General features: G+C 59.1%; 20 protein-coding genes and 1 tRNA gene. 11 read left to right on the top strand and 10 right to left on the bottom strand.

All coding sequences use genetic code 11. From position 1 onward, the window contains the following. The first annotated feature begins 16 nt into the window (after window positions 1–16). The 6 genes from tuf (at window position 17) to rplK (ending at window position 3349) form a co-directional block, all read left to right on the top strand. On the top strand, window positions 17–1204 hold the full coding sequence (gene tuf, locus BDD14_RS09480; protein ID WP_130418592.1) for an elongation factor Tu: 1188 nt from the start codon (window positions 17–19) through the stop codon (window positions 1202–1204). 274 nt (window positions 1205–1478) lie between these two features. Beyond that, complete coding sequence (gene rpmG, locus BDD14_RS09475; protein ID WP_013579310.1) at window positions 1479–1628, top strand: 50S ribosomal protein L33; 150 nt, start codon at window positions 1479–1481, stop codon at window positions 1626–1628. 62 nt (window positions 1629–1690) lie between these two features. Beyond that, window positions 1691–1766 (top strand) — tRNA-Trp (locus tag BDD14_RS09470). Between the two features lie 73 nt (window positions 1767–1839). After that, on the top strand, window positions 1840–2097 hold the full coding sequence (secE, locus tag BDD14_RS09465) for a preprotein translocase subunit SecE (protein WP_130418591.1): 258 nt from the start codon (window positions 1840–1842) through the stop codon (window positions 2095–2097). Between the two features lie 40 nt (window positions 2098–2137). After that, window positions 2138–2803 (top strand): transcription termination/antitermination protein NusG, encoded by a 666-nt coding sequence (gene nusG, locus BDD14_RS09460; RefSeq protein ID WP_130418590.1) that lies wholly within the window; start codon window positions 2138–2140, stop codon window positions 2801–2803. A gap of 108 nt (window positions 2804–2911) precedes the next feature. After that, the gene (gene rplK, locus BDD14_RS09455; protein ID WP_130418589.1) at window positions 2912–3349 is read left to right on the top strand and encodes a 50S ribosomal protein L11; all 438 of its coding nucleotides are present in this window, start codon (window positions 2912–2914) and stop codon (window positions 3347–3349) included. Window positions 3350–3445: 96 nt separating this feature from the next. On the opposite strand, the gene BDD14_RS09450 is transcribed toward rplK, so the two are convergent. Further along, window positions 3446–4231 carry a class I SAM-dependent methyltransferase gene (locus tag BDD14_RS09450; protein ID WP_130418588.1) on the bottom strand — a complete coding sequence of 262 codons (786 nt, stop codon included), beginning with the start codon at window positions 4229–4231 and terminating at the stop codon, window positions 3446–3448. 6 nt (window positions 4232–4237) lie between these two features. Then, complete coding sequence (locus BDD14_RS09445; RefSeq protein ID WP_130418587.1) at window positions 4238–4609, bottom strand: metal-sulfur cluster assembly factor; 372 nt, start codon at window positions 4607–4609, stop codon at window positions 4238–4240. A 58-nt stretch (window positions 4610–4667) separates the two neighbouring features. On the opposite strand from BDD14_RS09445, the gene BDD14_RS09440 reads away from it, so the two are divergent. Continuing rightward, window positions 4668–5072 (top strand): (R)-mandelonitrile lyase, encoded by a 405-nt coding sequence (locus BDD14_RS09440; protein ID WP_130418586.1) that lies wholly within the window; start codon window positions 4668–4670, stop codon window positions 5070–5072. Window positions 5073–5236: 164 nt separating this feature from the next. Beyond that, a complete protein-coding gene (locus BDD14_RS09435) occupies window positions 5237–6235 on the top strand; it encodes a carboxypeptidase-like regulatory domain-containing protein (protein ID WP_130418585.1) in 999 nt (332 codons plus the stop codon). A gap of 66 nt (window positions 6236–6301) precedes the next feature. Here BDD14_RS09435 and BDD14_RS09430 read toward each other — a convergent pair whose 3' ends face one another. From BDD14_RS09430 to BDD14_RS09420, 3 genes are all read right to left on the bottom strand, one after another. Then, complete coding sequence (locus BDD14_RS09430; RefSeq protein ID WP_130418584.1) at window positions 6302–7240, bottom strand: polyprenyl synthetase family protein; 939 nt, start codon at window positions 7238–7240, stop codon at window positions 6302–6304. A gap of 39 nt (window positions 7241–7279) precedes the next feature. Beyond that, window positions 7280–8962: a hypothetical protein gene (locus BDD14_RS09425; protein ID WP_130418583.1), complete on the bottom strand. Its 1683-nt coding sequence runs from the start codon at window positions 8960–8962 to the stop codon at window positions 7280–7282. A gap of 140 nt (window positions 8963–9102) precedes the next feature. Then, on the bottom strand, window positions 9103–11760 hold the full coding sequence (locus BDD14_RS09420; protein ID WP_130418582.1) for a penicillin acylase family protein: 2658 nt from the start codon (window positions 11758–11760) through the stop codon (window positions 9103–9105). A 139-nt stretch (window positions 11761–11899) separates the two neighbouring features. Here BDD14_RS09420 and BDD14_RS09415 point away from each other — a divergent pair, with 139 nt between their 5' ends. Beyond that, entirely contained in the window at window positions 11900–13510 is a 1611-nt protein-coding gene (locus BDD14_RS09415) for a Na+/H+ antiporter (protein ID WP_130418581.1), read from the top strand. On the opposite strand, the gene BDD14_RS09410 is transcribed toward BDD14_RS09415, so the two are convergent. Continuing rightward, window positions 13500–14516, bottom strand: coding sequence for a CPBP family intramembrane glutamic endopeptidase (locus tag BDD14_RS09410; RefSeq protein ID WP_130418580.1), 1017 nt, complete (start codon window positions 14514–14516; stop codon window positions 13500–13502). The two genes, BDD14_RS09415 and BDD14_RS09410, sit on opposite strands and share 11 nt — an antisense overlap. Window positions 14517–14668: 152 nt before the next feature. Between BDD14_RS09410 and BDD14_RS09405 the strand changes: the two genes are divergently transcribed. Both BDD14_RS09405 and BDD14_RS31710 read left to right on the top strand, forming a co-directional pair. Beyond that, on the top strand, window positions 14669–15664 hold the full coding sequence (locus BDD14_RS09405; RefSeq protein ID WP_130418579.1) for a DHH family phosphoesterase: 996 nt from the start codon (window positions 14669–14671) through the stop codon (window positions 15662–15664). Between the two features lie 48 nt (window positions 15665–15712). Next, entirely contained in the window at window positions 15713–15871 is a 159-nt protein-coding gene (locus tag BDD14_RS31710; protein WP_165420007.1) for a hypothetical protein, read from the top strand. An 82-nt stretch (window positions 15872–15953) separates the two neighbouring features. Here BDD14_RS31710 and rseP read toward each other — a convergent pair whose 3' ends face one another. From rseP to BDD14_RS09385, 4 genes are all read right to left on the bottom strand, one after another. Continuing rightward, window positions 15954–17300, bottom strand: coding sequence for an RIP metalloprotease RseP (gene rseP, locus BDD14_RS09400; RefSeq protein WP_130418578.1), 1347 nt, complete (start codon window positions 17298–17300; stop codon window positions 15954–15956). Between the two features lie 37 nt (window positions 17301–17337). Beyond that, window positions 17338–18528, bottom strand: a complete 1191-nt coding sequence (locus tag BDD14_RS09395; RefSeq protein WP_130418577.1) for a 1-deoxy-D-xylulose-5-phosphate reductoisomerase — start codon at window positions 18526–18528, stop codon at window positions 17338–17340. An 87-nt stretch (window positions 18529–18615) separates the two neighbouring features. Then, window positions 18616–18825, bottom strand: coding sequence for a hypothetical protein (locus tag BDD14_RS09390; RefSeq protein ID WP_130418576.1), 210 nt, complete (start codon window positions 18823–18825; stop codon window positions 18616–18618). A gap of 621 nt (window positions 18826–19446) precedes the next feature. Then, window positions 19447–20310 carry a phosphatidate cytidylyltransferase gene (locus tag BDD14_RS09385; RefSeq protein ID WP_130418575.1) on the bottom strand — a complete coding sequence of 288 codons (864 nt, stop codon included), beginning with the start codon at window positions 20308–20310 and terminating at the stop codon, window positions 19447–19449. Window positions 20311–20325: the final 15 nt, after the last annotated feature.

Here is a 20325-nt window from a genome sequence, read left to right as displayed (position 1 = left end):
CGAGACGGAGAGAGCAATGGCGAAGGAGAAATTTGATCGTTCCAAACCGCATGTGAACATTGGGACGATTGGACACATTGATCACGGCAAGACGACGTTGACGGCGGCGATCACGAAGGTGTTGTCGAAGCACAACCCGAAGAACTCGTTTCGTTCGTTTGACACGATCGACAACGCTCCTGAGGAGCGCGAGCGCGGCATTACGATTGCGACCTCGCACGTGGAGTACGAGACGGCGAAGCGTCACTACGCTCACGTGGACTGCCCTGGCCACGCCGACTACATCAAGAACATGATCACGGGCGCGGCGCAGATGGACGGGGCGATTCTCGTCGTCGCCGCCACCGACGGCCCGATGCCGCAGACCAAGGAGCACGTGTTGCTTGCGCGCCAGGTTGGCGTGCCGTACATCGTGGTGTTCCTGAACAAGTGCGACGCGGTCGAGGACCAGGAGCTGGTGGAGCTGGTGGAGATGGAGGTCCGGGAGCTGCTGTCGAAGTATGACTATCCTGGCGACGACACCCCGATCATCCGCGGCAGTGCGCTGGGCGCGCTGAACGGCGAGGCGCAGTGGGAGGCCAAGATCGACGAGCTGATGGATGCGGTGGACAAGTATGTTCCGCAGCCTGAGCGCGCGGTGGATCTTCCGTTCCTGATGCCGATCGAGGACATCTTCTCGATCTCGGGTCGCGGCACGGTGGTGACGGGCCGTATCGAGCGCGGCAAGGTGAAGGTTGGCGAGGATGCGGAGATTGTAGGGTTCCGCGAGACGCGCAAGACGGTTGTGACGGGCGTGGAGATGTTCAAGAAGCAGCTGGACGAGGGTCTGGCGGGCGACAATGCGGGTCTTCTGCTTCGCGGTATCGCGAAGGAGGATGTGGAGCGCGGCATGGTGTTGGCCAAGCCCGGCTCGATCACCCCGCACACGGTGTTCAAGGGCGAGGTTTACGTGTTGTCGAAGGAAGAGGGCGGACGTCACACCCCGTTCTTCAACGGCTACCGTCCTCAGTTCTACTTCCGGACGACGGACGTGACGGGCTCGGCGAAGCTTCCTGAAGGCACCGAGATGGTGATGCCCGGGGACAACATCCAGCTGGAGATCACGCTGCACACCCCGGTGGCCATGGAGAAGGGCCTCCGCTTCGCCATCCGCGAAGGCGGACGCACCGTCGGCGCTGGCACCATCTCCGAGATCCTCAAGTAGGCTGTAACGCTGAATCATCAGAGATTGCGGCGGCGGGCATAGCTCGCCGCCTTTTCTCTCGAAGACTTTTTCCCTTCCCGAGTTGTTTCATAATCGGGGACTTCATGGGATAATAAAAAGCGGATGAGCGTGGCCTGACCGCTCCTCTCTCCGCTTTACAACTCAGGATTTGGCAGCAGGGGCCAATAAGCCCTGCGTCGCGGCGTGTCGGGGGTAACCCGTACAAGCTGCTTGCCAGTCGAAGTGGCTGGCCAATGAGAAGGAGAACACCACAATGCGCGAGATTATTACCCTCCAGTGCCCGGAGTGCAAGAACCGGAACTACTCGACGACGAAGAACAAGAAGACGACCACTGGCCGCCTCGAGTTCTCAAAGTTCTGCAACACCTGCAGGAAGCACACGGACCACAAAGAGACGAAGTAAGCAGATTTTAGCCGTGGCTGTTAGGTTGTCCGGGAAGTGGACGCTAACTTAGCAGCTTTTCCGGGGGAGTAAGCTCAACGGTTAAACTGTCGGTCTCCAAAACCGAACTTCTCGGTTCGAATCCGAGCTCCCCCGCCATTCTTCCCGAGAGCACCAGGGTAGAACGGCCACTAGAAGGCATAAGTAGCAAACGAAGATTTGAGGCGGCATTATGGCCAAGACAATAGCGGTAGCCGAACAGACCAACGCCGGAATGCAGCAGCTGAAATCGCTGCCTGAGCGCGTGAGCAGCTTTCTCAGGGATGTGCGCAGCGAGATGCGCAAGGTTGTCTGGCCGTCGCGCGCCGAAGTGCAGTCGACGACAACTGTGGTCATCATCACGGTTTTCATCTTCGCGGCGTATTTCTGGCTGGTGGATAACGTTATCGGGCGAGCCGTCGAGGCCGTTCTCGGGGCGGCGACAAAGTAGAATTCAGCCGCGTACCGGCTTGATGTAGAGACAAGACACGATGCGTGAAGAAGGCACAACCATGGCGGAAGAGCAGCAGAATCCGGAAGAGCAAAACCCTGACGCGTTGAACGCAGGTGGCGACTCGTCCTCCGAGCAACCAGCCGAGCAGCTGGCTCCGCCGGTCAACGAGAGTTTTAAGTGGTACATCATCCACGCCTACTCCGGCTTTGAGCGCAAGGTGCGCGAGTCGCTGGAGAGCCGCATCACTGCCTTTGGCCTGCAGAACAGGATCGGCCGGATCATGATCCCGACCGAACCTGTAACAGAGCTGCGCAACGGAAAGAAATACACCATTGAGCGGGTCTTCCTTCCCGGCTACGTCCTGATCGAAATGGATCTCGACAACGATCTCTGGCACGTGATCAAGAACACGCCGCGTGTTACCGGCTTTCTTGGAACGGGAGACAATCCGGTCGCGCTCTCCGAAAAAGAAGTCAGCTCGATTCTCTTTCGTACGGACGTTTCGAAGGATAAGCCGACGCTCAAGATCAAGTTCGACAAGGGCGAACAGGTTCGCATCAACGAGGGTCCGTTCGCGAACTTTACCGGCGCGGTCGATGAGATCAACGAAGACAAGCAGACCCTCAAGGTGATGGTCAGCATCTTCGGCCGTTCCACCCCGGTTGAGATTGAGTTCTCGAAAGTGGACAAGGTTGTCGAGTAGTTGGTGCGGCCGCTGTGAGTCTTGCCGCCTGCAAGTGAGTTTGGAAATATCAAAATTAAGCGAGACGGCCGTGAGGTCGCCGCTGGAAGCGTAAGAGGATTTACCTGAATGGCACCGAAGAAGATTACCGGATACGTCAAGCTTCAGATCGTGGCGGGCAAGGCGACCCCTGCTCCCCCGGTCGGCCCTGCGCTTGGTCAGGCGCAGGTCAACATCATGGAGTTCTGCAAGCAGTTCAACGAGCGCACAAGCAAGGACCCGGCGCTGGTTGGTCTCACGGTTCCGGTTGTGATCTCGGTCTACGCCGATCGTACCTTCAGCTTCGTCACCAAGACCCCTCCGGCTCCGGTGCTTCTGCTGAAGGCTGCCGGCATCGAGAAGGGATCGGGAACTCCGAACAAGGAGAAGAAGGGCAAGGTCACCGAGAAGCAGATTCTCGAGATCGCCAAGCAGAAGATGCCCGATATGAATGCCGCCTCGGTCGAGGCTGCCGCGAAGACAATTCGCGGAACTGCCCGTTCCATGGGCATCGACGTCGTCGCCTAAACCAAGATATTTCTGTTGATCCAAAGGGACACCTGCACGAGCCATTCTGGCTCTGTGCAGGTGTCCCTTTCTTTGTGATCCGCCTCTGCTGTTTTCCTAAGACTTGTGGCTACGGCCCACATAGCGATAGATCGCGCAGAGCTCGTCGCCGGTCGATCCGTACTCAGTCTGCTGCGCGATGGCTTCGAGGTCGGCGGCGTGGTCTTCGGGGCTCATGGGAACCTGGCCCTGCCAGAGCAGCTGGAAGGCAGCATGGCGGTTGAGGATGGCTTCGTGTTCGGCGTTTACGTAGAGCACATCCACAGTTCCCGGGCGGTCGGCAAATGCAGTCTCGATGCGCCGGAGCAGCGCTTTAAGGACCGGATCTTCAAACGGGTGGAAGAGGAAGACAAGGGTTGGTGTGGAAGGCAGCGGCAGGTTAAGGGCATCGTCCTCAAGGATGCGTATCGGCGCGATTGCCGGGGCAGTGGGATCAGAGGCATGTTCCCGGCGCCACAGGGCAGCATTGGCCTCAGCTACGGCAGCCATTGCGGGATTGAGCTCAACGCCGACGACCTGGCGAAAGGGAAGCTCACTGGCAAGAAGAACGGCTCTGCCTTTGCCTGCGCCGATGTCGAGAAATGTGTAGTCGGTGATGTGGTGTGGAGGATTGGTCTGGTTCCAGCGCTCTACCAGGGAGCGGAGAATGGAAGGCGCCACCGCGTAATAAGCGGTAACGTGCTCGTCGTTCGGATGCCCGGTAACGAGGTCGCTTGCGGGTACGAGACCGCTGGTGTCGGTTCCGTGAATCTGATCGAACGGGTGGACGGGAACCGAGGTGGCTCTGAGCAGGTCGCGAGGGCGGATCGGTTGCACCCTGGTTTGGGAGGGCTTCGAAGACATGAGGACCTAACGGATCTGGACGAGATTGGGGTTGCCGTCGAGACCGAGAATGCGGCGGCCTTCGGGAGTGATTTGTTGGGGATTCCAGGATGGCTGGCTGACAAAGACGACTGTCGTCTCTCCGGCTTCTTCGAGACCGGCGAGACGGTTTCTGATCTGCGCGGTCAACTGCGCCTCGGTCTCCTCGGTGGGATTTGTCAGGGAGAATTCGATGTGGATGCGATATTTCTGGGGAACTCCAGGAATTCCAGCGCCGGGAGCTTCGGGATCGGCAGAGACCTGGATGGCATGGACGAGGCCCAGATCGATGATATTGCAGGGAAGCGTGGGGTCGTAGCAGTCGCGGAGCGCTGTAAGAATGTCGGATTCGGTGAGCATCGCTAACTTGATGATAGCCGGTGAATATTCTGTAAGCGATCGATGCTAAAGTTGCGGCATGAAGATTTTTGGCAATGGAGAGCGCGGGTGCAAGAAGGCTCCGGAGGCGTGGTTTTCCGGGGATGCATGGATGGATGCGGTGGTTGAGCCTGGCGGGCTGTCGCGGTTGCAGGCGCTCTACGTAACCTATGCTCCCGGCGCACGGACCGCCTGGCATACGCATCCGGTTCGACAGGTGCTGCACGTCACGTCCGGTACCGGATGGATCCAACTGGAGGGAGAACCGGCGAAGAGGATCCGCTCAGGGGATGTGGTGGTGATTGAAGCGAACGAAAATCATTGGCATGGTGCTGATGCCACTCATACCATGGTGCATCTGGCGATGCAGGAGTCCGATGAGACCGGGAAGAATGTGGTTTGGGGCCGCCATGTAACCGCTGAGGAGTACATCGCAGCAGGTTGAGTGTGCGGAAGTGCGATTATTTGATCCCTTTTTTCTCCTCGTAGGTCGGCAGTGAGGCCAGATATCGAGCATTTGTAAAAAAATACGTTGATTTCCCCTCAGAATCGCTTAACTCCTGAATCGTTCGAGGATGCCGCTTCGTCTGCTCTAGAGACAGTTTAACTATGCGCATCTTTCGGGCTTTTTGTATCTCTCTTCTATTTCTTTCATCGATTCATGCGCTGTGCCAGCAAGTCTCTGCACCAGAGCCACAGGCCGGAAGCATTATCGGTACCATAACCGATGCGAATGGCGATATCGTTCCGGGCGCGGCGGTGACGCTCGATGGAGCGGATTCCGGCGGTCGAGCTGCCGTTCTGACAAACGATGACGGCTTTTTTACCCTGAAGGATGTCCGTTCGGCGGTTCCCTGGCACGTGAAGGTGAGTGCGAAGGGTTTTGGGGACTGGACCTCGCCGGAGATCATCCTGAAACCGGGTGAGGAGTTCGATCTTGCGGCGATCAAGATCACGATCGCCGTGGTTGAGACGACGGTGAGCGCGGTCTCCATAGAGGAGCTTGCCGCGGAGCAGGTAAAGACTGCAGAGAAGCAACGTGTCTTCGGCGTCATTCCGAACTTCTATGTGGCCTACGATCCCAGAACGGTGCCGCTTACGACCAAGCTGAAGTTCAAGCTTGCTGCCCGGACATCGACGGATGCGGTCACTATCGGCGGAGCCGCGTTTCTTGCCGGCGTCTACCAGGCGTCGGATAATACCGCCTTTGTCCAGGGAGCGAAGGGCTATGGCCAGCGCTTCGGGGCAGTGTATGCCGGTGGTGTCACCGACATCATGATCGGCGGCGCGATTCTTCCCTCGTTGCTGCACCAGGACCCGCGTTATTTCTATCAGGGTACGGGGACGAACAAATCCCGTTTTAAGCATGCGATCACGAATCCCTTTTGGTGCAGGGGAGATAACGGTAAGTACGGATTCAACTACTCAAGCATTGGGGGGGACCTGGCTTCGGCTTCGCTCTCGAATATCTACTATCCGCCTGCGGACCGTGGAGCGAGCCAGACTCTTACCAGTGTGGCAGTCACTACGGCCGGACGGATGGCCAATGCGCTGGCACAGGAGTTTATTCTGCCCCGGTTTACCAGCCATTCCAAGGATAAGGATTAGACTTCGTGCTTTCGCTGAGCCCCCGGAGTTGCCGTCTCCAGAGCCGTGGGCCGAAGCCCGGTTTGATCAGTGCTTGCGTTCCACGAGATAGCTCGCCAGCGCCTTCAGGTGCTCAGCATCCTTGCCGAAGGGTTCGAGGGCGGCGAACGCGTCGGCGATAAGCTCTTCGGCGTCCTTCAGAGACTGGTCCACGCCGAAGACGGCGGGCCAGGTGGCCTTGATGCTTGCGGTGTCCTTTCCAGCAGTCTTGCCCAATTCTTCAGAGCTTTGCGTCACGTCGAGAACGTCGTCGACGATCTGGAAGGCGAGACCGGCTTTTTCGCCGAAGATCCGCAGGCGTCCAATGGTATCGGCGTGAAAGTCGTGGTCGATGTGCGCGAGCCCGAAGATGCCGCCCGAGACGATGCTGGTGGTGATGAGGGCTCCGGTCTTGGCGCGGTGGATGGACTCGACCAGCTCGGCAGTGGGCTGCTTTCCTTCCGATTCGATATCGACCACCTGGCCACCGATCATGCCAGGAGGAAGCGGACTGTTAGGCCCGACGCCGGTGCCGATGGCGAGTGATACTTCACGAAGGATGGAGACGGTAGTGGCGGGCGGAGTGGGCAACGCAGAGAGTGTCTGAAACGCGAGCGTCTGGAGTGCGTCGCCGGCGAGGATCGCGATGGCTTCGCCGAAGACAACATGGCAGGTGGGCTGGCCGCGGCGCAGGTCGTCGTTATCGAGGGCAGGCAGGTCATCGTGGATGAGGGAGTAAGTATGAATCATCTCAATGGCTGCGCCGAGATCAGCTGCGCCTGAGGGGATCTCACCTGTGATGGAAACCATGCGGGCGGCCTCCATCGCCAAGATAGGGCGGAGACGCTTTCCGCCAGCGAAGACGGAGTGGCGCATGGCCCGGTGAATGGAATGGGGCTGAGTGTCGGGAGAGGGCAGCAGGCGCTCGAGAGCGGCGTCGGTCAGCTCGGCGCCGGAGCGAAGAAGATCTTGTACGAAAGGGTTCATCTGATGCTGATGATAAATCAGCGCGCGCGTGGTTTCGGTTCAGTAGGTTTGGGTTGCGCGGCGATTGCGAAGGAGCAGGACCGCGTAAAGCATCACGGAAAATGCGGTTAGCAGATAGCCGAACCGCTGATCCGGAAGCATGGCGTAGGTAATTTTAATATGTGCCGGCCCCGCATCCAGCGGAATGGAGATGAGGCCATCTTTGCGAGGCAAACGTATGGAAATGCGCGAGCCGTTCCGTGTGATTTGCCATGCAGGGTAATTGCGCAGGTTGAGGATGAGCGTTGCGGGAGCGGCAGGCGAGAGGTCAAGCTGAAGTGGTGCGGGTCCAGGTACCGAGGATGGCGGAGGAGAGGCATCTGGCGAACTGGCGAGCCAATAGCCAGGATTCGACTGGCTGAGAGAGTCGTTGTCAGCGGTTGTCGGGGTGTATTCGTCGGTAGGGTCGGTACCGGGATTCGCGGAGTGGAAGACAGCTAGACGTTCCGGAACGGTGTCCTCCGGATAACAGAATTCGTGCAAGGCGTAATAGCTCGGGAGAGCAAAGACGGTCGCGCAGACGATAGCGGTAAGTCCGCCACGAAGGGGAGTGCGCGAAAGTGCACGAGCAAGAGCAATGCCGAAGACGGTGCCGAGGACAGCCAACAAGCGCCAGGGAAACTGAAGAAAGCGGAACTCGGGAAGATATCGCCAGAGCGGTTCCGAGAGCGGAGTAAGCATGAACAGGATCGCCAGCGCGACGAGTACAAGCGTAATGAGCTGGTGAGGAGCTGTGCTGTATTCGGAAGAGTCGCTCTGTGTTCCCCCTGCATCGTGCCTGATGGATGCTGATCGAATCCAAACCAGAGCAAGAGCCGTGAGTGCCATGAGAATCAGAGCGACGGCGGAGGCGCTTCGGAGGACTACATCATGCTCCGGGTCGGTGGTGTGCTGGAAGAGGAAGTTGTCCCAGGGACGAAGGCCGGGGAGGATGGCGAAGTGGATCTGAACGAAGCGGCGCTCGTACGCTGCAGGCAGAAGATAAAAAGCGGCGAGCCCGAGGCCGAGCAGCGCTCCGGCTGTGGAGTTCAGGGCCAGGCGGAGGGCTGAAGTTCCGCCTCGATCTTTCTTGTGGGGAAGTGCGAGGCGGATAAGAACGATGAATGCCATCGCGTAGCAGCCCATAACCGCCGCGGGGGCATTGGTGAGCCAGAGCAGAGCGATGGGGAGTGCTACCGCGGGAATCGTTACGCGCTTTTGTAGTACGGCGTGAAGCGCCAGCGGAAGCCAGGCGGCGGCGAGCAGCTCCGCATAGGCCGTGCGCTCGTATGCGGTGTAGAGGATGTAGGGATTGGTTAGGTAGATGGCTGCGGCGACGAGCGCGGCGTTGGGAGATGCATAGCTGCGGACCGCGTAATAGAGAGCGAGCCCGGCGGCTGTAAGGGCAATCCAGGTGTAGGCGATGGGAGTCCAGGTCCACGGCATGACCAGGCCAAGGACGGCGCCAATGAGCCAGGAGAGTGGGGGATAGAAGACGAAGCGGGGCTCCCCCGCATTCCATGCGGGAGTAGAGGCCCAGTGCGGGTAGAGGGTGCCATGAGTAAGCTGCCGGGCCGCTTCGAACCAGTTGATGATGTGAAAGTCGTAGTCGTGCCCGCAGGAGCAGCCGCGAAAGAGGAGAGGAACGACGGCAATCAGCGCGGCCAGAGGGAGAATGAAGAAGGGGCGACGATCGCGCGGCATGGATTTAGGGTATCCCGACGAAATAATAGCTGAAGCAGATTTGTACCCGCCGTCAGCTGATGATCGTGATGCGGGTTGGTTCAACGCGAGGGTGTACCGTTCCAGTCGAGATAGCTTGCCGTTTCGAGGCTGGGACCGTGCTACTGAGGCTCAAGGGTCAAGGTATGGCGGGTTGCGGCATTGACGGCGGCGGTGGTGAAGGGCATGGGGAAGGTCGTGCCGTTGTACCAGGCGGGCCATTGATCCATGAACCATGGACTCGCAGGATTTCCGGACTCTCCAAGGACAAGGTTGAATGTGGAGCGGTCGAGATCGGAGAGATCGGCGGTGAAGCGTTCGGATGGACCGAAGCTTCGGCCTACCTGTTTGACCGTACTGGTATCTCCGCTTTGCGGCTTCACACCGGTCCCGATGGGGAGATGGATGAGGGCACGGAGGAAGGCGGAGCGGGAGAAGATGGGATGCTCAATGTCGATGGGATAAGCTTGGCCGTGCTGCCACTTGGAGAGGTCATTGGGGGCATGAGCGTCGGTGAGACCCCTGGAGACGGCGGCTGTCAGGAGTTCGTTCCAGTTGGTGAAGCCGGGTGGGAGCCATCGATCGGGAGAATGCACGATGATCTGCTCGGCAGCGTAGCTCTTTTCGCCCCAGGCGTAGAGCTTCCAAAGCGGAAGGGTTTGGCCTTGCGTGTTGGAGTGTGGCTCTGAGCCGAGATGGGGTTCCAGCAGAAGCTGCCATAGTGCCTCGCGGGCAGCGTTCACGATGGGAGGCGCGGGCGAGTTGGCATCTACCTGGCCGTTCCAGTTACGGAGAAGGTCGGCGGCCTGGTGCAGGCGCTTGTCGGTGACGGTAGAGTGATCGATGGAGTAGGCGAGTCGCTGGGCGATATTGTGATCGAGGTCGGAGTAGACATCGGTCTGAAGGGTGAGCATATCGGCGGCTGTCAGGTGATCGCGATTGAGCAGCACCTTCCAGATGCGCTCGTTGCGATAAGGCGCAGCCCAGTTGAGGGTGAGGGTGTAGGGAGAGGCGTCGGGGGTGACGCGAGAATTCGCAGTTGCGAGGATTCCGTTGGGAGGATCGAAGGACTGCGGAAGCTGGAGGAAGGGGATGTAACCTGTCCAGTCGTAATGACCGGTGACGGCGTCAACCGGGATCGGACTCAAGGGGCTGCCGTGCGGAGCAGAGGATGCTTCCTGGGTCGGCGCAGGTGCGGAAGCCGGCTGTGCGGGCTGTGCCGCTGCCAAGGGGTTGCCGCGGATGGGAATCGCGCCGACGGCATGGTAGCCAATGTGGCCCTGATCGTCCGCGTAGACGACGTTCTGGGATGGGCCCCCGAACTGGGAGAAGGCGGTGAGGAAGCTGGGCCAGTCACTTGCAGAGGCGATACTAAGGAGCGGAGCAGAGAGCGTCGATGGGTCGTAGATGGTCCAGCGGAGCGAAAGGGAACGCTTTTCGGTCGAAAGCAGCGGGGAGATGATGGGGGTCGGAACGCCGGTGTGCATCGTTGAGGTGACGTCGAGATTGACGTCAGGCTTATCCCGGACATGAATCAACTCAGTCTGATGGAGGACGGAATGCCACGCACCGTCTGCAGACTGAAACTCGGCAGACGGGCCGGAACCGCGGAGATGTTCAATGTAAACGTCCTGCACATCAGCCCCCAGATTGGTGAAACCCCAGGCGATGTGGTCGTTGTGGCCCACGATGACGAAAGGGATGCCCGGCAGGGAGGCTCCTGCCACATGAAAGCTGCCGAAGGGCGCGGGAGCGGCGAGATCGGTCTGGTACCAGATGTTCGGCACGCTCAGGCTCAGATGCATATCGTTGGAGAGGAAAGGTTTCCCGGTTGCGGTTCGGGAGCCGGATACGGCCCAGTTATTGGAGCCGGCGGTGCAGGAGTCACATGCCGTCGAACCCAGGGCATGGGCAAGTGCGAGGATATCGGCGGGGGAAGCCGTAGGAAGTTCCGGGCGCCGAAGCCTCGATTGCGACTCGTCAAGGGGAATATTGGGGAGTTCCTGAGGCGCTGTCAGATCGACGATGGGTTGCTCGGGAGGATGATCCCTCCAGGAGCCGACCGGGTAGAGATCGTCGAGCAGTTCGGGCGGCAGCCGTGCAGAGATCGCCTCGCGGCTGAGCTTGGTGGGAAAGTTGTTGGTGAGGTCCTGGAACATGACAAGACCGACCAGGAGAGAGTCCCGAGCCGTCCACTGGGCAGGATCATAGCGCAGGGCGCGAAATTCGAGAGGGAGGTGCTCGCGTTGGAGTGCGATGGACGCGTTGACTCCGCGGGCATACACCTCGAGGTAGTGAAGCTGATCTTTTGGAATGGCAGAGACGGCCCGGTCCGCACTCGCACGAAGCTGGAGCGTTCGCTGGATGCGGTCGTGCTCGATCATCGCGGGACCGAGAATCTGGGCAAGCTCTCCGGCGGCATGTCGACGGAGAAGGTCCATTTGGAAGAGGCGGTCCTGAGCGGTGACAAAGCCCTGCGCGAACACGAGATCATCGAGAGAAGCGGCGCGGATGTGAGGGACGCCATGGGCGTCGCGCTGGACGGCGACGGGCGCGGCCAGACCGGAAACAGCCAGCGATCCGTCTGTCTGTGGGAGCGAAGCTATCAGCAGATGATGAACGTAGCTGCGCGCGGCGAAGAAGGCCGTGAGAGCAACGATAAGCAGGACCGAGATCCCGATGGTGAGAAATCTGGATACACGCCCCTGCCGCGGGGAAACGTCCGCATCACGTCTTCGGGGAAGAAAGGTTCGCTCATCGTTGGATTGCGGAAGACTCATCTCGTTCTGCCAGTCTAAATGCTCCGGCCGGCAAAGTCGGAAGGGCTGATGGATTCACCGTCCGTTGATGGGCGACACGGTGCGCAGAATTTTGTTTTACTGGGACGGTATAAAACAACGCGAGAAAAGGGGGTTGATTTTGGAGTCCGCTGCCAGTCTCCATGCGATTGAGCGAGTGGTGCTGCTGCTGCTCGTGATGGTGGCAGCCTTTGCGGTGATGGCGCACCGGTTGAAGGTGCCCTACCCTATCGTGCTGGTGCTGGCCGGCCTGGTGCTGAGCTTTGTGCCGCATATGCCCAGAATTCCGCTGAACCCAAATCTTGTGTTTGTCATTTTTCTGCCCCCGCTGCTTTATGCGGCCGCCTGGGCGGTTTCGTGGAGAGACTTTCGACGGAACCTGGTCATTATCGGATTGCTGGCAGTGGGACTGGTCGGCTTTACCGTATGGGGGGTAGCCGAGTTTTCCGACCGCTTTATTACAGCGCTGGACTGGAAGTCCGGTTTTCTTCTGGGCGCGGTGCTGTCCACGACGGATGCTATCGCGGCGGCTTCGGTGGCGAAGTCGCTCGGCTTGCCGCGGCAGATCGTGGATATCCTGGAGGGCGAAAGCCTGCTGAACGATGCGACCGGTCTGCTCGCGCTCGAGATTGGTCTGGGACTTCTGGCGCGGGGAGACCTTCCCACTCTTGAAGCCGGTCTGGCGCGCCTGATTTATCTCATCGTAGGCGGAGTAGGGATTGGACTGCTGATCGGAGTCATTGTCACGATCTTCGAACGCTACATCGACAATGGACCGGTTGAGCTGGTGATCAGCCTTATCATCCCCTACGCGGCATATCTGGCCGGGGAGGAGGCGAAGGCCTCGGGCGTTCTGGCCGTTGTGGCCTCCGGTCTTTTTCTAAGCAGGCAAAGTGCGAAGATCTTCTCTCCTTCGGTACGAATTCAGATCTGGAGCGGGTGGGAATCGATTACGTTCATGTTCAACGGCATCGTCTTCCTGCTCATCGGTCTGCAGATACCGTATGTACTGACTGGAATCCATGGGGAATACGGTGTGGCTACGCTGGTGTTCTACGGGGTCATCTTCAGCCTGATGCTCCTCGCTCTCCGCATGGTGTGGGTGATTCCCGCAGTCAAGGTGGCAAATTTCGTCGCACGATGGAGAGGCCATAAGGAACAGATCAGTGCGCGGGAGACCTTCGTGATCGGTTGGACGGGGATGCGCGGGGTGATTGCGCTGGCAGCCGCGGTTTCGATCCCTGAAGTCGTAAATGGAGCTCCATTTGCCGCCCGAAACCTGATTGTATTTCTGACCTTCACGGTCATCCTGGTTACTCTTGTGCCGCAAGGGCTCACGCTTCCTTCGGTCATCCGAGCCCTTGGACTGGCGGGAGGAGATGACTTCGCACCGGAGGAACGATACGCGCGACGTCTGGCACTCCAGCAGGCTCTCTCCTTTCTGGAAGAGGGCAGACGGGGCAAGAGCGAAGCCTTCATCCATGCCTATGATGATCTGATCGATCGTTACGAACATCGAATGGCCAATGTTGCCGAAGATATTGAAGGAGAACACTCGGCGACGAAAAACGAGGTGTACCTCGAGCTGATGCAGGCGGCACGTGGAGCGATCCAGGCGGAGCGCAGGACGTTGATCCAGCTGCGCGACGAGGGTCTGATCAGTGACAACGTGATGCGCAAGGTGGAGCGCGAACTGGATCTAGAAGAGAGCAGATACCTGCTTAGCTCGTAGCTTCGGACGACGATGCCGGAGCCGGCATCCTGGCCGCATAGTTCTCCGCGCCGGTCCCCGGCTGCGTATAGTGAATCGCCACCGCCAGAAGAATCATGGGAATAAGACAGTAGATACTTCCTTCGGGGCCGGTGGCGCCTCCACTCAGCAGAGGCGACCCCACTGGATGGGTCTGGAGGAGGCGGTGGGAGAAGAGAGCTCCGCTGTCCGCGACGCCGAAGATCACGGATTGTCCATAGTCCCATCCCGCGTGCAGACCCACAGCCCACCAGAGCGAGCCGGTACGCCACAGACTGAAACAGAAGACGAGGGAAGCGATACCCGCGCAGATAAGACCGGCGGGACTTTCGCCAGGGTTGGAGCCGTGGATTGCGCCGAAACCGAAGGAGACCAGAAAAGCGGCGATCCAAAAGCCGACTGCCTGCGGGTTGGCGGGACGCGGGAGATAACGCGCCAGCCCGGAGAGCCCGCGAGCGAGTGTGTATTGAAGGTAGCCTCGGAACAGATACTCCTCGAAGAGACCGATGACGAGAAAGCCGGGGATCCACAACAGAAGGTACCGGGGGATCTCAGAGCCGAAGAGCAGACGGCGATCGATAACGAGCAGGCCCGTCTGGAACAGGATGAGGACGAGCCCCGAGATTGCGATCAGGCCAAGAGCCGTCCCGATCAGAAAATACGAGACCTTTCGATTGCCTCCCAGACCGTAGACGGAGATTGGGCGCCGCTCGATCTTCGACATGATCCAGGTGGCGAGCGCAATGGCAAGGAAGGCGGTAACTTCACGGAGAAATATGGACAGGGGACCTGGGGTGTGGTCGAGGATGGGAGGAGGAACCAGGTGGGTAGCGTGCAGAAGGGAGTTGCCCGCGAAGAGAAATGCAAAAAAGAGGACCAGAGCGATCAGCAGACTCCATCCTGCACGAAGGCCATGAGGTCCAAAGAAGATGCGGTGGGGCTCGAAGGGGGGAGGGATACTTGCGGCTTCGGGGGTGAATTCGGACAAGGGGGGTCTCGCGAAAGGGATCGGGCTGCGTCTCAGAGAGAATATACGAGTTGCCGCGTCAATCGTTCAGAGCTTGGCCGTCCTGGAAGGTCCGGCTATTCTAAAGACTTCGGGCGCGAGACATAGAAGCGTTCGGCGGTGAGGTCTCAGTTTTGGATTGCAAGATTTTCTATCACGACAAGTGCTTCGATGGGGCGTGCTCCGCGTCGGTATTTACCCGGTTTTATAGGGAGTGCGTAAAGACGGGCTCTGAGTTTTCCTATCACGGGCTGGTGCATCGGGCGGGCGCATTGTTTGATGACGCCGAGTTTATCGATGGCGACAATGCGATCGTCGACTTCAAGTATTCGCCTTCGAAGAAGGTGACGTGGTGGTTCGATCATCACCTGAGTGCGTTTCTCACGCCTGAGGACCAGGCCGACTTTGAGCGGGGGCAGGCGGATGGCTCGCAGACGATGCGAAAGTTTTACGACCCTGACTACGTTTCGTGCACCAGCCTGATTGCGCAGGTGGGAGCGACGAAGTTCGGCTTCAACGTCGAGCCACTGGCGGAGCTGATCTTTTGGGCCGATATCGTCGACGGTGCGAAATATGAGAGTGCAACGGCTGCGGTGAATATGGCGGCTCCGGCAATGAAGCTGACAATGGTGATCGAGAGCACGCAGGACGATTCGCTGGTAAAGAAGCTGATCCCGCTGCTGACCGAGATGCCGCTGCAGGAGGTTTTGGATCAGCCGTTCGTCCAGGAGCTGCTGGATCCGCTGATGGAGCGGCACCACGCGGCGCTGAAGCTGATCGGCGAGCGCGCCTCAATGGAACACGGTGTGATTACGTTTGACATCACCGATCATCCGACGGAAGGCTACAACAAGTTCATTCCTTACTATCTTTTCCCTGAAGCGACGTACAATATTGGCCTTAGCAAGTCGAGCTTCCGGACCAAGGTAGCCGTCGGTACCAATCCGTGGACGCAGCTGCCGGCAGAGAATCTGGCGAATCTGGCAGCGATCTGTGAACGATATGGTGGAGGCGGCCATGCCAGGGTTGGTGCGATCAGCTTCCCTCCAGATCGGGAGGACGACGCACGAAAGGCGGCGGCAGAGATTGTCGCCGAGCTCCGGGCCAGAGATACCGTCGCTGACGTCTAAACAACTGAAGCAGGGCGGAGTGGCCGCAGACCACGTGGAGGTGTTGCGATGAATCCTGTCCTTTGGGGTGGTGTCGTCGTACTTCTTCTCATCATTATCGCTGCCGTGACCATGGGCAAGACCAGGTGGGGCCGGTCAGAGCTGGATCAGAGGCCGGCAGGACAACCCCGCAGCCGGGGCCGTGTGAGCGGCGGTGACGACGACTAGGGAGCAGAAAAGCTAAAGGCGGTCGGAGCGAAATCGAGAGGGTTCAACTGCGACCGCCTTTAGCCATTGGGATTCGATTCGACTAGGGCTTGACCTTGGAGAACAGGTCCAGCTTGCTGATGTCATTGAAGATAACCATGGCCGCGAAGACCAGGATGCAGACGAAAGCAACCTGGTAGACCCGTTCCTTCAGCTGCTGATTGAGATCACGACGCATGATGGATTCAACCAGCAGGAATAGAATCATGCCTCCATCGAGAATCGGAATGGGCAGCAGGTTGAAGATCCCCAGGTTGAGCGAAATGTATGCCATCAAGCCAACGATAGGCATCCATCCGGGCATCGCCGCAGCCTGATGAATCTGCTGGCCGATACCGATGGGGCCGGACAGCGAGCGTACGGAGACCTGGCGGGTAAACATCCGCTTGAGGACCTCGACGATCAGCATGGAGCCTTTCTTGTTGTAATCCCACGAGGCGACAACCGCCTTGCCGAAGGGCAGCCGCTCGATCTTGACTGGGGGCTGCACGGGGCGGAATCCCAGGCGATAGTCCTTGGTTCCATCGCCGACCTCAGCAAGCTGTGGCGTGATCTGAACCGGAACACTCTGGCCGCCACGTACAACGGTCAGTGAGGCGGGTTTGCCAGCCTGATCCTGTAGATAAGCCAGCAGCGCCGGGACGGAGTGAAGCTGAAGGCCATCGATGGACGCAATCTGGTCACCGGGCTTGAGGCCGGCGCGCGCTGCCGGCATGTTCGGTTCAAGCGAATCCACCTGAACCGGGACCTTCTGCATCTTGGGGATGAGGCCCAGCCGGTCCAGCGAGAAGTTGTCCGGGCCGCCTTTGGCTTCGACCTGCAGCTTCGTATCCACCCTCTGGCCATCGTGAAGGTAGGAGAAGGCGATGTTCTGGTTGAGGTTGAGCAGCGAACGAATGGTGACCTGCTCCCAGGTGGGGTTCTCAACGTTGTCGTAATGAACGATGAGGTCACCGGAGCGAATTCCGGTGCGGGAGGTCGGCGTGTTGACAGGGATATAGTCCGTGAGGGCCGGTCCGGAGATGAACTCCTGCACCTCGTTATGCAGCATCGAGACGCCGGTCATCAGGCCAAGGGCGAGGATGAAGTTGGCGAATGGTCCTGCAAGGGCGACGAGGATGCGCTGCCAGCGGGGATGGGCATTGAAATCGCCGGGATCCGTAGGAGCTTCGCCGGGGTTATCGCCCGACATCTTGACGTAACCGCCAAGGGGGAGCAACGAAAGACGGTAATCCGTGTCGCCTCTGCGGAAGCCGAAGAGGCGTTTACCGAAGCCGATCGAGAACGTCTCGACTCGGATGCCGCAGAGCTTCGCGACCGCAAAGTGCCCGAACTCGTGCACGAGAACCATGATGCCGAGCACGACGGCTAGTTGGAGAATTGTAGACATGGGAGAGTAGGACCTCGCTCGGGAGACTCGATACGGCTTATCGGAGAACGCCTGAAAACTGGTGAGCGATTACATCACGGGCTCGCGCTCGAGCCGTAAGATCGGCTTCGAGTACGTCTTGAATAGACGAAGGTTGACGGCCTGAGGTTTGCTGCAACACCTGTTCTATTGTACGCGGGATGCCCAGAAATGGGATCTGGCCTTCCAGGAAAGCCGCCACGGCGATCTCGTCGGCGGCATTGAGGGCGATACAGGCCTCCCCCCCGGTTTGGGCGGCTTCATATGCAAGCCGAAGGCAAGGGAAGCGCTCGAGGTCTGGCGGTGCGAAGTCCAATTGGCTCAGGGAGCTAAGGTCAAAATGGAGCCCGGCTGCAGGTGAAGCATCGACGCGCTCGGGGTACGCCAGTGCATAGAGGATCGGCAGACGCATATCGGTGACCGAGATCTGGGCGAGGATGCTGCCGTCGATGAATTCGACCATCGAATGGACCGTGGACTGCGGATGTATGGTGACACGAACCTGCGCCGGCGGGAGCGAGAAAATCCGGCAGGCTTCGATGACCTCGAAGCCCTTGTTCATCATCGTCGCCGAATCGATCGTGATGCGTTGGCCCATGACCCAGGTAGGGTGCTTGAGCGCTTGCGCCGGGGTGATTTGTTCGAAAGCCGAGAGCGGGGTGGAGCGGAAGGGCCCTCCCGAGGCGGTGAGCCAGATCTGCCGGACTTCGCGGGCGGTTCCGCCCCGCATGCACTGGTGCACGGCGTTGTGCTCTGAGTCGATAGGCAGCAGAGCAACATTATGCTCTTTGGCAGCAGCCATGATGAGCTCGCCAGCTGCGACCAGGCACTCCTTGTTCGCCAGACCGATGGTCTTGCCGGCTTTCACCGCGGCGTAGGTGGCGTCGAGCCCAGCTACACCCACAATCGCCGAAACTACGAAATCGACCTCAGGCAGCGTGGCTACCCGTATGGTGCCGGCCGTGCCGTAGACGACCTCAACTTCGGTGATGCCGTCTGCACCGAGCCGTGATTGAAGCTGCGCGCCGAGCTCTTCGGTCGCGACGGAGATGGTGCGGGGACGCCAGCGTACGCATTGCTCATACGCCACATCAAGATTTTTTCCAGCCGCAAGCGCAACCGGCTGGTAACGGTCAGGAAAGGATTCGCAGATGGAGAGAGTCGATGTACCGATGGAGCCGGTCGAGCCGAGGATGGCGAGTTTTTTCACAAGGACCATTTTCGCAGATCGGACGTTGTGAGCGGAGTAGACGTTCGGGGATGTCAAATGCAGAGCCAAGTTTCACGGGGCCACAAGCTATTCTTCGGGACGCAGCTCGATGGATCCAACACCCACGTTGGCGGCTATCTGTCCGGTTCCCTTGCCGCGAAAGACCTGCTTCGTGCCGAGATGCGCAGATGTTCCCCCCGGCCTTCGGTCATGAAAGCTGCCCATGCCTACATTTGCCTGTAACTCGGAGTATTCCTCGGTTCCTCGTAGGTAGATCGTTACCTTTCCAACTCCCACATTAATTTCGCGATCTCCCAGGATTGCATCGCCTCGGACGCTTAGGTCTCCTGCACCAAGCGTGATGACGCTTTGCGATCGTTCGATCGGTGGAACGCGCAATGTGATGGAAGGATGTAAATCCCTGGGATAGACGAGCGAAAGAACTGTTTTAATTGTCGTTGGACTCGATCTTCCTGACGAAAGCAGTTATGTCGGATGGAGGAGTTTTTTGAAGGTCTACATTCAGGTGAATACGCCGGTCCTGAGAGGGAAAGATACGAACCTCCCCAGCACAAATTTTGATTTCCAACGTTCCCTTGGCATTAAAGTCTCGTGCCAACTGTAGATGCCGCAAGTCTTTCAAGTCACCCGCGATAAAGCGATAAGTAGAGGCAGGGGGTGCTGTATTGCACGTATCCTGAGCGGCAAACAGGCGGGACTGGCTGAGGGGAAACAGAATCAAAATCGGAAGCGACCCACGGACAAATTGCAGGGGTGAGTACGTCGGTACCGATAGCTTCATGAACGCTGTTACGAAGGAAATAGGAGTTAGGTTCCATATCGTCTGGCCTATCCTGGTTTAGAACGGGCCAGGCTGGACTGGCAGATTCAAAATGAGCCGATTATTCCCCTTTCGGATCAGAATCTGCCGAAGCCGAAGTAGTCCTTGAGCAGAAGCGCGAACCAGAGCACGGGGGACGCCACCAGCAAGGCATCGATGCGGTCGAGAATGCCTCCGTGACCGGGAAGCATGGTTCCGGAATCCTTGACGCCCGCCCCGCGCTTTACGGCGGATTCCAGCAGATCCCCCAGCTGGGCAGCGATGTTGAGGATCGCAGCGAGGACCAGGGTCTGCCAGACCGGCTCGGTGATGTGCAGAATCATGTTGCCGCGGGCGGTGAGAGTGTCGCTGACCCAAAGGACGAGGCCGGCGGCGAGCATGCTTCCGAGGATTGAGGCGATGGAGCCTTCCCACGTCTTGCCCGGACTGATGCGAGGAGCCAGCTTGTGGCGTCCGAAAGCGCGGCCTATGTAGAGTGCGGCAATATCGCCCGACCAGACGCAGACCATCAGGAAGAGGACCAGGGCCGGGCCGTCCTCCTGTTTCCACAACATGGGAATGAGAGTGAGAGGGTAGGCAATCCAGAGGAGGCCGAAGAGTCCCTGTGCCGTGTCCGGCAGGACCTGGATCAGCGGGGCGCGAAAGCCATTCCAGGCGAAGAGAATCAGTGTCAGGGCGCTAAGGACGGGAAGCTGCGCTTCTACGGGGAAGTTGGGCAGGGTAACGACAAAGGCGAGCGCGGTGCCAAGGGCCATCCACCACAGCGGAATCCGCAGGTGCGCGCCATGAGTCTCCGCGCCAACGGCAGCAAGCTTGAGGTATTCGTAAGCCGCCAGTTCCGCAACCAGCGCGGCGGCGAGAGTAATCATCCAGAGCTGGCCGAAGAAGAGCAGAGCAAAGACGGCAAGGATGAGGACAACTGCAGTTAGGATTCGCTTCATGCGGTCTTGATTGAG

The organism is Edaphobacter modestus (genome assembly GCF_004217555.1).
Taxonomy (GTDB): Bacteria; Acidobacteriota; Terriglobia; order Terriglobales; family Acidobacteriaceae; genus Edaphobacter; species Edaphobacter modestus.
The sequence above is the reverse complement of the archived record's forward strand: the minus strand, read 5'-3'. Positions and strand labels throughout refer to the sequence as shown.

Coding starts and splice junctions, on each gene's coding strand:
- rplK (WP_130418589.1), top strand. CDS start 2,912: ATGGCACCGAAGAAGATTACCGGATACGTCAAGCTTCAGATCGTGGCG.
- BDD14_RS09425 (WP_130418583.1), bottom strand. CDS start 8,962: ATGCCGCGCGATCGTCGCCCCTTCTTCATTCTCCCTCTGGCCGCGCTG.
- BDD14_RS09430 (WP_130418584.1), bottom strand. CDS start 7,240: ATGAACCCTTTCGTACAAGATCTTCTTCGCTCCGGCGCCGAGCTGACC.
- BDD14_RS09450 (WP_130418588.1), bottom strand. CDS start 4,231: ATGTCTTCGAAGCCCTCCCAAACCAGGGTGCAACCGATCCGCCCTCGC.
- rpmG (WP_013579310.1), top strand. CDS start 1,479: ATGCGCGAGATTATTACCCTCCAGTGCCCGGAGTGCAAGAACCGGAAC.
- BDD14_RS09440 (WP_130418586.1), top strand. CDS start 4,668: ATGAAGATTTTTGGCAATGGAGAGCGCGGGTGCAAGAAGGCTCCGGAG.
- BDD14_RS09435 (WP_130418585.1), top strand. CDS start 5,237: ATGCGCATCTTTCGGGCTTTTTGTATCTCTCTTCTATTTCTTTCATCG.
- rseP (WP_130418578.1), bottom strand. CDS start 17,300: ATGTCTACAATTCTCCAACTAGCCGTCGTGCTCGGCATCATGGTTCTC.
- BDD14_RS09445 (WP_130418587.1), bottom strand. CDS start 4,609: ATGCTCACCGAATCCGACATTCTTACAGCGCTCCGCGACTGCTACGAC.
- secE (WP_130418591.1), top strand. CDS start 1,840: ATGGCCAAGACAATAGCGGTAGCCGAACAGACCAACGCCGGAATGCAG.
- nusG (WP_130418590.1), top strand. CDS start 2,138: ATGCGTGAAGAAGGCACAACCATGGCGGAAGAGCAGCAGAATCCGGAA.
- BDD14_RS09385 (WP_130418575.1), bottom strand. CDS start 20,310: ATGAAGCGAATCCTAACTGCAGTTGTCCTCATCCTTGCCGTCTTTGCT.
- BDD14_RS31710 (WP_165420007.1), top strand. CDS start 15,713: ATGAATCCTGTCCTTTGGGGTGGTGTCGTCGTACTTCTTCTCATCATT.
- tuf (WP_130418592.1), top strand. CDS start 17: ATGGCGAAGGAGAAATTTGATCGTTCCAAACCGCATGTGAACATTGGG.
- BDD14_RS09420 (WP_130418582.1), bottom strand. CDS start 11,760: ATGAGTCTTCCGCAATCCAACGATGAGCGAACCTTTCTTCCCCGAAGA.